The following is an 11,836-nucleotide window of genomic DNA, read 5'->3' as shown; positions in this document are numbered from 1 at the left end:
CGCGGCGTTGCCCTCGTCGCGTCGCATTTCGTCAGATCCGGGCTCAGGTCTGCGCCCACGCTCGCAACAGGTTGGCGTAGGTCTTGGCCAGCAGCTCGAAGGTGGGCGTCGCCCGGCCGCCGGCTTGTTCCCACACCTGGCGGCGGGCGGTATCCAGATCGAACAGCACCTCGCGCTGACTCGCGTCGCGCACGAAGCTCTGTATCCACAGCACCGCCACCAGCCGCTCGCCGCGGACCACCGGCTCGACCCGATGCACGGTAGTGGCGGGATACAGCAAGGCCTGACCGGCGTTGAGCTTGTAGGCCTGGACGCCGGAATGGCTGTCGAGCACCAGCTCGCCGCCGTCATAGTCCGCGGGATCCGACAAGAACACGGTGACCGCCAGATCGGTGCGCAAGGGCTCCTGGTGGCCCATGAGGGCGTCGTCAACATGGTTATCGTAGCCCATGCCGGGCAGGCAGCGCGAGAACAGCGGCTCCCGCATTCGTGCCGGCAGCGCGGCGGCCTGCAACAGCGGGTGCGCCTGCAGGGCTTGCTGCAGCCGCACGCCGAGTTGCGGATGCCGCGCCTGCAGGTTGTGCTTGACGGCGCGCGCATGCCAGCCAGCGGTCGCGGCGCCGTCGGCGAACGGCAGTTGCGCCAGCGTCGCGCGAAACTCGCGCAGCGCGACGATGTCGAGCACCCGGTCCAGACACAGATTCACGGCTGATTCTCCTATTCCTACATCGAGCATTGCAGCGGGCATGAAGATTCGACAACTCAACAAGCTGTGGACCGGCTTCGGCAGTTTCACCCTCGCGGCCGCTGCGGTCGCCTCGTCGGACGCGCCGACGGCTACGTCGGCATTCCAGCCGACCGTCGAGCCGATGCAGCTGGCACAGGGCGGCGAAGGCGGCGAGGCGGGCGAATCGCCGTCTTCCTACACCTTGCTGTCCACCGACCCGCAGGCCTACGCCTTCAACGTGCGTCCGCAGGTACACAACTACGCGGCGCTGGTCTATGACAGCTACCGGCAGGCCACGGCAGAGGCCAAAAAAATGCAGGCCGCGGTCGAAGCCTTTCTGCAGCAGCCGACGGCTGCGACCCTGGCCCAGGCACGGCAGCAGTGGGTGGCCGCTCGGCCGTCGTACCTGGTGACCGAGGTGTTCCGTTTCTATGACGGGCCCATCGACGTCGCCGCCGACGGCAGTCCCGGACCGGAGTCGCGGATCAACGCCTGGCCGCTCAACGAGGCCTTCATCGACTACGTCAAAGGGCAGCCGGCGTCGGGTTTGATCGGCGACGTCGAGGTCGAGCTGACGCGCGCAAGCATCGTGTCCAGGGACCAGGTCAGCGACGAGGCTGACGTCACCACCGGCTGGCACGCGATCGAGTTCCTGCTGTGGGGCCAGGATTTCAACGACGCCGGGCCCGGCGAGCGCCCGCACACCGACTATCTGCCGGGCGACCCGGTACGCGAGCGCCGGCGTCTTTATCTGCAGACCGTCACCGCCATGCTGGTCGACGACCTCGCCGCGCTGGAAGCGGATTGGGCACCGGACGCCGACAACTACCGACGGCGGTTCCTGGCGCTCGAACCACGGGAGGCACTGGGTCGCGCCGTCAATGGCATGGCCAACCTGGTGGGGCATGAGCTCGCCACCGAGCGGCTGGCCGTAGCGCTGGACAGCGGCGATCAGGAAGACGAGCACAGTTGCTTTTCCGACACCACCCATCAGGATCATCTGTTCGACCTGCGCGGCGCGCGCAACATCTGGTTCGGCTCTCGCGGCGAGCAGCCCGCCGCCGATGGGCTGGGCGCGCTGGTGCGCAAGCTGGACCCGGCCATGGCGGAACGCACCGATGCTTTGCTGACGCAGGCCCTGGCCGCCGTGGCGCTGATGGATCGCCCTTTCGAACGCGTGCTGCGCGCCGAGCCCGGCAGTGAGCCTCGCCAGCGCGCGGAAGCGGCGATCACCGCCTTGCAACAGCTGGGCGCCCAGTTTGGCGCCGTCGGTCGGCGTCTGGGCGTGCTGGTGATCGTGCCGGGACTGGATAGCGCGGCGGGATGAGCGTGCGGCCGCTCGCTGCTCTGGGCCTGTTGTGGGCGGCGGCGCTCGTGGCCGCCCCGGAACCATTGGGTGAACGCCTGGGCGGCGACACCAGTCGCCCGGTGATCGCCCAGACCGCGTTCGCGTTGCCGGCGCCCAATCTGGACGCGCGGCAACTGCGCGACTTCGCCTTCGGCAATCGCCTGTTCAACACCAACTGGGTGCAGGCCGGTAGTTCCACCACCAGTTTCGACGGACTGGGGCCCTTGTTCAATCGCGTGTCCTGTTCCGGCTGTCACGTGCGCGATGGCCGCGGTCGGCCGCCGGAGCCGGGCGCGGAGATGGAGTCGATGCTGGTGCGGATTTCGCTCCCGGGCAACGGGCCCAACGGCGGTCCGCGACCGCATCCGGCGTACGGCGACCAGATCCAGGATCGGGCGATCGCCGGAGTAAAGGTCGAGGCGCGCGTCGAGCTGGTCTGGGAGACGGTCCAGGGCCGTTACGCGGATGGCGAGCCCTACGAATTGCGTCGTCCGCAGGTGCAGTTTCGCGATCCCGCGTACGGTGCGCTGGGCGTCGATTTGCTGACTTCGCCGCGCGTGGCCCAGATCATGATCGGGCTAGGGTTGCTGGAGGCGGTGCCCGACGTCGAGTTGTTGCGACGCGCCGACCCGGACGATGCGGACGGCGATGGAGTCTCCGGCCGCGCCAATCGGGTCTGGGACGTGCGGGCGCAGCGGCACGCCATCGGTCGTTTCGGCTGGAAGGCCAACCAGCCCAACCTGCGCCAGCAGGTCGCCGACGCCGCTGCCGGCGATATCGGAATCACCAGCGCCCACCATGCGGCGGATGCCTGCACCTCGGCGCAGACGGCCTGTCGCGAGTCGCCGCACGGCGGTCGGCCGGAAATGTCCGACGCCTTCCTGGACAAGCTGCTGCTCTACAGCCGTACCCTCGCAGTGCCGACGCGGCGCGATGTAGACGACGCGCAGGTGCGCCGCGGTCAAGCCCTGTTCGATGCCAGCGGCTGCTCGGCCTGCCATGTACGCGATCTGCGCACCGGGACCCACGAGCTGGCCGCGCTATCGCAGCAGTCCATCCACCCGTTCACCGACCTGCTACTGCATGACATGGGAGAAGGCCTGGCCGATGGCCGGCCGGACTTCGAAGCCGATGGCCGCGAGTGGCGCACCGCGCCCTTGTGGGGCCTGGGCCTGATCCACAACGTCAACGGGCACGAGCTGCTGCTGCACGACGGCCGCGCACGCGGTCCGGCCGAGGCCATCCTCTGGCACGGCGGCGAAGCCGAGGCGGCACGCGAGACGTTCCGCAGCATGGACAAGGCGGACCGCGACGCCTTGCTGGCGTTTTTGCGATCCCTGTAGACGGATCGCGGACGTGGGAGGGACTAGACGTTGAAGCGACACCCCCGAAAAGCAAGGCGTGGACATTGGTTCAAACCGTTAGCGGCAGGTGCTTTTTCAGGCGTAACTGAATGTCCATAGGATTTGATCGAAGTTTCTCCGTTAAACCTGAATGATGTCCATACCTGAGGGCGGTGACTGTTCGTGTTACCGGAAGCCCTGTGTGACCGTGCTGTCAACCTGAATATGCTCCGGTGGCGTTGTACATCGTGCACGGATTTCTCAGGAGAAGCTCAAAGCGCTCGGAACGGCACCGCGACACGACGCCCGACGAGAACAAAACGGTTTGGGTTTCGTAAGTGCACGCGCTCACAGTTCGTGAGCGCCGACGAGTATTGATCATGGTCGTCGATTCTCATGACCACTGATCATAAAGCCGCACCGGTCGTGACCGGCGAGTACCAGCCCGGTGCAGACAGTCGGACAAGCCCCATCGCTTCCGAAAACCGGTCAATGGATTCCGTAATGGGCAGACCGGGCGCGGGGAGACGCGACGCTGGCGAGAGGCCTGTTTAGCTGATGCACCGCGTCAAAGTCATAGGAGAGATTAGAGACCGTTATTACAGTGATGTAATATCAATGTCTAGCATATGAAAACCAAGGACCGCCTGCTCGCTGTCGATGCCAGTGCCAAGGGCTGGCGCGAAGGCGTTCCCGAATTCTCGATCGAGGACGTGACGCTGATGCGCCTGATCCGCGTTGCCAGCCTCGGCATCACCGCGTTCATCGATCCGGTCCTTCGGCCGACCGGGCTGACTGAAAGCTCGTACCACACGCTCATCGTCGTACTCGCGAGCGGCGACAAAGGCACGACGCCTTCGGCATTGACCGAACAGGTCGGTCAGAACCACGCAAACATGACGCGCATCCTCAGCGTGCTGGCCGCCGAGAAGCTGGTTCGAGTCAGCCAGGATGCGCGCGATGCGCGCCGCCGTCGCATCGTCGCAACCGCCGCCGGCCGCACGCTGGTTCGGACCTTTGCAGCCCGGTTCGATCCCATCGTCAAGACCGCGTTCGGAAGTCTGAGCGCGGCAGACAAGCGCACGCTTCAACGCACGCTGCGCGCGCTCATCGAGTCGATGGACGCGGCCGAACGCATGGTCGGTCCCGCCGCGTGACGGCGCGCCGCCGCTGCGACGCGTTGCGACGGTGGGGGCAAACAGCCGGCTGGATTCTCCTTGGGCTTGCCTGCGATGCCACGGCATCGAACGGCATGAACGCAGCCGGCACCGGCGCGGTACAACTGGGCATGGCCGGCGCGGGCACGGCCCTGGCATCGGATGCTTCTGCGACCCTGCGCAATCCGGCAGCGGGCGCGTGGCTGGGCAACACCCGCACGGCCGAACTCGGCATCGCCATTCCTGACGGCGGCTATCGAGCCGGACCGCTCGGCGCGAACGCGCCCTTTGGATTGCTGGACCTGAAGCCGGGACGCAATACATCCGTCACCGGCGTCTTCCCCATTCCGTCGTTCGCTCGCAACTGGCGTCTGGACGACCGGACCGCCGTCGGCTGGGGCGTTTCCGCGTCGGGATTGAAGGCGCTCTCCGAGGGCGGGGCCGCGACGCTGGCGCGCGGTGTGCCGACGCTCGACGCACGCTGCGGCGGCGACTTCGGCGGCGGGCAACCACTGTCGGTCGTCTCCGATCCATCGGGGCTCTGTGGTCGTAGCGGCACCACGCTCGGTGTGGACCTCACGCAGGTCCTGGTGTCTGCGCACTGGGCGTATCGCGTCTTGCCGAACCTGTCGGTCGGAATCGCGCCGGTGGTGGCCGGGCAGCGGATCGAAATTCGTGGGCTCGGGGCGTTCGCGGCGTTCTCGAATTCTCCGGAGCACACGTCCAACCGCGGGCTCGACTACTCCTATGGAGGCGGTGCGCGGATCGGCCTGCTGTGGGAGGTCGGTTATGGAATCGGAATCGGCGCGGCCTACCAGACGCGTCTGTATCAGACCGAATTCGACAAGTACCGCGGTGCCATCATCGGCGGCTCGTTGGATTTCGCGCCCGTCCTCAACCTCGGCCTGCAGTTTCATGTGATCGACGGCCACCGGCTGTTCCTCGACTACGAGCAGGTGCGGTACGGCGACATCCGGCCCTTGGCCAATCAGGTCGAGCCGCAGCGCTTCACCGATGGGTGTTTCGTTCCCCGCCTGTTCACTCGCAACCAGCAAAGCCCACCCGATCTCGACGCCTGCCTGGGCGCGCCCGGCGGCCCTGGATTCGGCTGGGACACCATCGATGTCTACAAGATCGGTTACCAGGGTGGGCATGACCGGCTGACCTGGCGGGCCGGATTCAGCTGGGGGGGAAATCCTTTGGTGCGCGACCAGACGCTGCCGAAGATCTTCGCGCCAGCCATCACGGACCGCCATGCGGCGCTTGGCCTGTCCTGGAAGCTCTCATCGCAGCTCGAACTGGGGTGGGCGTTGATCTACGCCATCAAGAACACGATCCGCGAGACCAACAGCTTCAGTAGCGCGACGCCCACACTGCTGCAGGGGGAACTTCTGAGCTTCGACGTGAGCAAGGATTCGGCTGACCAGACCATCGATACGCACATCAGTGTGTGGCAGTCCCAGCTCAGCCTGACGTGGAGTCTGGGCGACGAATAAAGTGTCGGGATGGGCCTTAGGGTGGTCGTGGAAAGTACGAGCGGTCACGAAGCGATCGGCCATCGAATTTAGCTAGTGGCACCGCTTCGGCGGTCGTGATGCAGCCCGTTGCGGTCATCTAAACAGCGATTTGGGCGTCCGACGAGCGGACGGTCGAGATCCCGTTGCGCGTTTCAGCACGCTCCCACTTACGATTCAGACGCACGAGTCCGCGAAGCCCGTTTCCTACTTTGGCCGTCTTCAGTTCGTGGTGGCTCAGGGTCGGCGCGACACGCGGCGTAACGCCTCGATCAGCAGCTGCGGTACGAGGGGTTTGGACAGGTAGTCATCCATGCCGGCGGCCAAACATTCACGCCGATCCGCGGTGGTGGCATTGGCAGTGAGGCCGACGATGCGGGGGCGCGAGTCGGCGGGCCAGCGACGACAGATTTCCCGGGTCGCCTCCAGCCCATCCATTTCCGGCATCTGCACGTCCATGAACACAGCATCGTAGGTCTGGCGTTCGATGGCGGTGACGGCTTCGCGACCGTCGCTGGCGAAGTCTGCTGTGTAGCCGAGACGACCGAGCAGCAGTCCGGCCACTTTCTGGTTGACGGCGTTGTCCTCCGCGATCAGCACCCGCAGGGGATGCTCGGATCCCAGATGCCGCGGCAGCTCGGCGGCCGGAGACGGATGAAGGCGGACGGTCACGGCCTGGGAGGCGTCGACGATGTCCTGCACCGCATCCAGCAGGCGCGAGGGCTTGATCGGCTTGATCAGAGAACCCGCAATCAGCTGCCGGTCGGCAGCGGGGATCGCAACCGAGCTGAGCATCAGGACGGGCAACGGCTTCGTTGCCGCGAGCCGGGCGATATGGCGGGCCAGTTCCAGGCCATCAAGCCCGGGCATGTGGTAGTCGAGGAGGGCCAGATCGAAGGTCTCGCCACTGCGTATCCAGTCCAGCGCGGCCTGCGGCGAGGCGGTGGCGCGCGCCTGCATGCCCCACAGGCCGGTGTAGTGCAGAAGAATGCGACGATTGATTTCCACGTCGTCCACGACCAGCACGCGCAACCCTTGTAGCGATTGGACTGGGCCGGTCAGCTTGCTGGGTCGGACCTGGGGCGCAGGGGCGGACTCAATGGTGAAGATGAAGCAGGTACCGCGACCCGGTTCGCTTTCGACGCGCATGCTGCCGCCCATCATCTCCACCAGCCTGCGGCTGATCGACAGGCAGCCCTGTGCCGCCGAATCGGCGCGTGGTCGAGGCGTCGGCCTGCATGAACGGCGTGAACAGCCTCCCCATCGCGTCCGGCGCGATGCCGATGCCGCTGTCCTGCACGCGGTATTCGACCTCCTGCCGCCCGTCGCCCAGCATGCGGCCGCGCAGGTCCACGCTGATCTGACCGCCGTCGGGCGTGAACTTCACGGCGTTCGAGAGCAGGTTGAGCAGAACCTGCCGCAGGCGGCCGATATCGCCGATCACCGCCTCCGGCACTCCGGGGTGTACCAGGTAGCCCAACTCCAGATTCTTGGCGGCGGCCGCCTGCGCGACCAGATCGAGCGCGCTCTCGACGCAGTCGCGCAGACCGAAGGGCAAGGATTCCATCTCCAGCTGACCGGCATCAATCTTGGAGAAATCGAGGATCTCGTTTATCACCGTGAGCAGATGCTCGTCGCTGCTGCGGATCACTTCGGCGGCGTCGGCCTGCTCGGGGTTGAGCGGCGTGTCGAGCAGGATGCTGGTCATGCCCACGATGGCATTCATCGGCGTGCGGATCTCGTGACTCATGTTGGCGAGAAACGCGGTCTTCATCTGTGCCGCCTGCTCGGCGACCTGCCGCGCACGGCGCAGCTCCTCGATGTCCACGTTGCTGCCCAGCCATTGCAGGATGCGACCGTCCTGCGCGTGCATCGGCAGCGCGCGCACCAGATGCCAGCGGAACTCGCCGTCGTGGCGGCGGGTGCGCATCTCGACCTCGTACGGCACGCCGACCTAGATGCTGTGCGCCCATCGCGCTGCTGCCGTCCTCAGATCGTCAAGGTGAACAACGTCGGCCCAGCGGCTTCCCAGCAACTCCTCCATCGGCAGGCCGTAGTAGCGCAGGGCCGCGTCGTTGAGATAGTCGAGGTCGCCGTCGGGACGCGCGGTCCAGATCGTCACTGAGATGGATTCGGCCATGAGCCGGTAGCGTTCCTCGCTCTCGCGCAGCGCCTGTTCGGCGCGTCGACGGTCGCCGACGTCGAGAATCACGCCGTCAAAGCCCGGGGTCCCGTCGGCGAGGGTAATCAGGCGGCCGAGGCCCTAGCACCAGAGGATGGACCCGTCGCGGTGACGCAGCCGGTAATAGACCCGCAGGTTTCCGCCTCCCTGCGCCTCCGCCTGCGCCGACAGCGCCTCATGGGTCGGCTGGCGATCCTCCTCGTGCATCAGCTCGATGAAGCTCACCGAACCGGAAACGATCTCGTGGGCCGTATACCCGAGCAGCTCTTGCGCCTGCTCGCTGGCCCACATCATGGTCCAGGCCGCGTCGGCGCGGCAGCGGAACACCATGCCGGGAATATTGCCGACCAGGGTCCGATAGCGCTCGCTGCTTTCGCGCAGGGCCCGCTCCGCCGCTTCCTGTTCGGTGATGTCGAGCAGGATGCCCTCGTACCATTGCTGGCCGCCCGGGCCGGTATTGACACGTCCAATCACGTCGCACCATCGCAGCCCGCCGTTACGATGGCGCACCCGGTAGCGGATCCGGATATCGCGTCCACCGGCGATCATTTGCTGCTGCAGCGTGGCCTGCGTGGCGTCAACGTCTTCGGGCACCATGATCGAGCCCCACTTCACGTGGTCGTCGAGGAAGTGCGATACGGGATACCCCGTGATCTCCTGAACTTGCTCGCTCACGTAGAGCATTTCCCAGCCTTTGTCCATGTCGGCGCGGAAGACCATTCCCGGACTCTTGTCGATTAGGGTCTCGTAGCTCTGCGCGGTGGCGGCGAGCCGCGACTGCACTTGCTTGAGCTCGTCGATATCGAAGAACAGCTGGTACCAGTGCACCGCGTGACCCTGCGCATCCCGCATCAACTGCCCGCGCATCTGGTGCCAGCGATAGCGCTGGGTCGCGGCATCGAGCGCGCGAAGTTCCAGTTCGAAGGCTTGCCCGTCCTCCAGTGCCTTGGCCTGCAACTGCACGATGGTCGGCATATCTTCGGGATGGATCACCTCCGGCCAGTGCTCGGGTTGCAGTTGGTCCAGCCGCCGTCCGGTCAAGGTCTCGACGTAGGGATTCACGTACTCGATGCGCGCCCCGTCCGGCCTGACGATCAGCAATCCGAACGGCATCGTCCCCGCCATGAAGCTGAAGCGCTGCTCGGCCTGCCGCAGGCCGCTGGCAAGACGCTCGCGCTGGCGCAGTACCAGCGCGGCCGGAAGCGAGAGGGCGCACGCCACGGCCAGAAAGAACTGGAGCAGCAGGACGCGCTGAGACGGCGTCGCCCCCTCCACCAGCGCAAACGGCCCTGAGCCCATGACCGTGAGCGGGATGGCAATCAGCGCCAGCAGCGCCATGCCCGCCGCCACGCCGGACGGCCCCAGGCGGAAGGCCATCAGCATCAGCGGGAGGAACACCAGGAACAGCAGCGGATAGCTCATCTGCACGAAGACCGCGACGCTCACCGCGATCAGCGACAGCGGCGCGAGCCAGTCCATGGCGGTCAGGGCGCCCAGGCGCGTGAAGGGCGATCCGGATCGCGCGAGCGCCAGGACCAGCGGTGCAACGATGACGATGCCGAGTGCATCGGCCAGGTACCAGACGAGAAACAGCGGGGCTGCGGCGCTCAGCTCCGCGCCGGTCAGGTACAGGCTGGCCGCCGCCCCCGATGCCGCAGGTGCCAGCAGCAGCGCGCACAGCACGAAGACCCGCACTGCGGCCGGATGGGTCAGGTCGTCGCGATCGGACCGTTGCTGTCGTCGCAAGGGATAGGCCGCGATCATGACCTCGGCGCTGTTGCACAGCGACAGCACCAGCGCGGTTGTTGCGCTGTCACCCGCGGCGAGATTGGCGAGCGCATTGGCCACCCATGACAGGCCCAGGCAGGCACGCCAGCGCTCGGACGGAACGGACAGCAGCACCCCGAGCAGCAAGCCGTTGGACAGCCAGATCGACGCCACCCGCCCGGCCTCGCGCATGGCCCAGATCCCGCCCCAGCAGGCCAGACCCACCAGTACGGCGACGAGCAGAGGGAGCGGCACCCGCCGCAGGACAGCCATCATCGACCCGTTCTTCTCCGACTCGGTACGTCAAGGTTGCAGCGCGCATCGCTTTGCATCGGGTCATTCTTCTTCGTTGGCACGCCAACCCGATTTCCCATCCTGCCGGGCGCGTGCATGGCGCGTACCCCCCCCAGGCCACTACGGAACGGAAGCACTGGAGACTTCGGCTGCGATGAGGCTACCGCGAAGGGCAGGATGTCGGCGAACTCAGACGTGAATCAGGTTCCGTCCAAGGGTGCGGAAACCGGTGCCCAGGAGTCGGCACGCCGCGCAGACGGCAATATCCACGCTCAAAGGTCGCGGACGATCGGCTCAACCGGCCTCAGCCGCTTGAGCTGTGGGCGAGCCCACGCGATTGCGTCCGCTGCGCTTGGCTTGGTACAACCGCTCGTCCGCCTGTTGAACCAGCAGTGTCGGGCTGTCTTCCGCACGGGGCTTGGTCGCCGCTACACCGAGGCTGATCGTCAGATGGGATGCCACGGGCGAGGCATCGTGGCGGTGGCGCCCCGCCGCGATCGCCTGGCGCAGGTGCACCGCCGTGGAGGTGGCCTCCTCCAGCGTCGTGCGCGGCAGAAGGCACACGTACTCCTCCCCGCCATACCGTGCCAGCAGGTCGGTGGGACGCCGCAACGCGCCACGGAGCGTGGCTGCCGTCCACCTGAGCGTTTCATCGCCCTCGAGGTGACCATGGCAGTCGTTGAAAGCCTTGAAGTGGTCCACGTCGATCATGATCACGGCAAGCGAGGTCTGCTCGCGCAGCGCGACCGCCCACTCCCGTTCCAGGTACGCATCGAAATGCCGACGATTCGGGACGCCGGTCAGACCATCGGTGAGCGCGATCTCCGCCAGACGGCGTGACTGCTCGCGCAGCTGCAGGTGGGTGCGAACGCGCGCCCGCACGACCGCCGGATTGACCGGCTTGGCGATGAAATCCACCGCGCCGACGTCCAGCGCGGTGGTTTCCTCCTCCGCCGTGCTCTGGCCGGTGACGAAGATCACCGGGGTGTCGGCAAGGTCGGGCGTAGCCTTCAGGCGGCGACAGACCTCCAGCCCGTCGAGGTCCGGCATCATGATGTCGAGCAGGATCAGGTCGGGTTGCTCGCGCGCGGCGACGTCCAGCGCCTGCTTGCCCGACGTGGCCATCAGCACCTCGGCCTCGGCCTGGAAGATCAGGTGCATCACGCGGATGTTGACCGACTGGTCATCGACCACCAGCAGGCGTGGTCGCCCGCGCGTCGGATTCTGGAGGACCGTGGGGGAGGGCGTCATGCTGTTCCTCAGTTGTCGTTCATCCTACCGTTGCCTTGCCCCGCTGCGCGCTGGAAAGCGACTCGGGTCTCGGCGTCCACCCGCGCTGCCTATGCACCGCCACGAGAGCGATGGATGAGACCGAGCCCGATCCAGCGTTGACGCATCCCACGCGACCCCGACCTGCTCCGCACGCAAACCCTGACCGCGTTCAGGCTGATGAGCAGGCCAGGCGCGGGCATGACCCAGCGGCTTTTGTAGCACCCGATTTTCG

At 66.4% G+C, this 11,836-nt stretch carries 10 protein-coding genes; 4 read left to right on the top strand and 6 right to left on the bottom strand.

The window, feature by feature from the left end; all coding sequences use genetic code 11:
* Positions 1-43 precede the first annotated feature (43 nt).
* Complete coding sequence (locus ACOOHP_RS11150; RefSeq protein WP_420466497.1) at positions 44-706, bottom strand: Fe2+-dependent dioxygenase; 663 nt, start codon at positions 704-706, stop codon at positions 44-46.
* Between the two features lie 40 nt (positions 707-746).
* Here ACOOHP_RS11150 and ACOOHP_RS11145 point away from each other — a divergent pair, with 40 nt between their 5' ends.
* The 4 genes from ACOOHP_RS11145 to ACOOHP_RS11130 all read left to right on the top strand — a co-directional run bounded on the left by ACOOHP_RS11145 (position 747) and on the right by ACOOHP_RS11130 (position 6,071).
* Entirely contained in the window at positions 747-2,054 is a 1,308-nt protein-coding gene (locus ACOOHP_RS11145; RefSeq protein ID WP_420466496.1) for an imelysin family protein, read from the top strand.
* Entirely contained in the window at positions 2,051-3,418 is a 1,368-nt protein-coding gene (locus ACOOHP_RS11140) for a di-heme oxidoredictase family protein (RefSeq protein WP_420466495.1), read from the top strand. The genes ACOOHP_RS11145 and ACOOHP_RS11140 overlap by 4 nt, the downstream gene beginning before the upstream one ends.
* Before the next feature lie 722 nt (positions 3,419-4,140).
* Complete coding sequence (locus ACOOHP_RS11135) at positions 4,141-4,575, top strand: MarR family winged helix-turn-helix transcriptional regulator (RefSeq protein WP_420466494.1); 435 nt, start codon at positions 4,141-4,143, stop codon at positions 4,573-4,575.
* A 95-nt stretch (positions 4,576-4,670) separates the two neighbouring features.
* Positions 4,671-6,071, top strand: a complete 1,401-nt coding sequence (locus tag ACOOHP_RS11130; protein ID WP_420466493.1) for an OmpP1/FadL family transporter — start codon at positions 4,671-4,673, stop codon at positions 6,069-6,071.
* A gap of 255 nt (positions 6,072-6,326) precedes the next feature.
* Here the strand turns inward: ACOOHP_RS11130 and ACOOHP_RS11125 are convergent, their stop codons facing one another.
* From ACOOHP_RS11125 to ACOOHP_RS11105, 5 genes are all read right to left on the bottom strand, one after another.
* Positions 6,327-7,238, bottom strand: coding sequence for a response regulator (locus ACOOHP_RS11125; RefSeq protein WP_420466492.1), 912 nt, complete (start codon positions 7,236-7,238; stop codon positions 6,327-6,329).
* A complete protein-coding gene (locus tag ACOOHP_RS11120) occupies positions 7,186-8,019 on the bottom strand; it encodes a histidine kinase dimerization/phospho-acceptor domain-containing protein (RefSeq protein ID WP_420466491.1) in 834 nt (277 codons plus the stop codon). The genes ACOOHP_RS11125 and ACOOHP_RS11120 overlap by 53 nt, the downstream gene beginning before the upstream one ends.
* 24 nt (positions 8,020-8,043) lie before the next feature.
* Entirely contained in the window at positions 8,044-8,301 is a 258-nt protein-coding gene (locus ACOOHP_RS11115) for a PAS domain S-box protein (protein WP_420466490.1), read from the bottom strand.
* Between the two features lie 51 nt (positions 8,302-8,352).
* The gene (locus ACOOHP_RS11110; protein ID WP_420466489.1) at positions 8,353-10,314 is read right to left on the bottom strand and encodes a PAS domain-containing protein; all 1,962 of its coding nucleotides are present in this window, start codon (positions 10,312-10,314) and stop codon (positions 8,353-8,355) included.
* Positions 10,315-10,626: 312 nt separating this feature from the next.
* Positions 10,627-11,583: a diguanylate cyclase gene (locus ACOOHP_RS11105; RefSeq protein ID WP_420466488.1), complete on the bottom strand. Its 957-nt coding sequence runs from the start codon at positions 11,581-11,583 to the stop codon at positions 10,627-10,629.
* Positions 11,584-11,836: the final 253 nt, after the last annotated feature.

Origin of the sequence: Panacagrimonas sp., assembly GCF_965216805.1 — a bacterium.
Lineage (GTDB): Bacteria > Pseudomonadota > Gammaproteobacteria > Nevskiales > Nevskiaceae > Panacagrimonas.
This window is presented reverse-complemented; position numbering and strand designations above follow the sequence as displayed.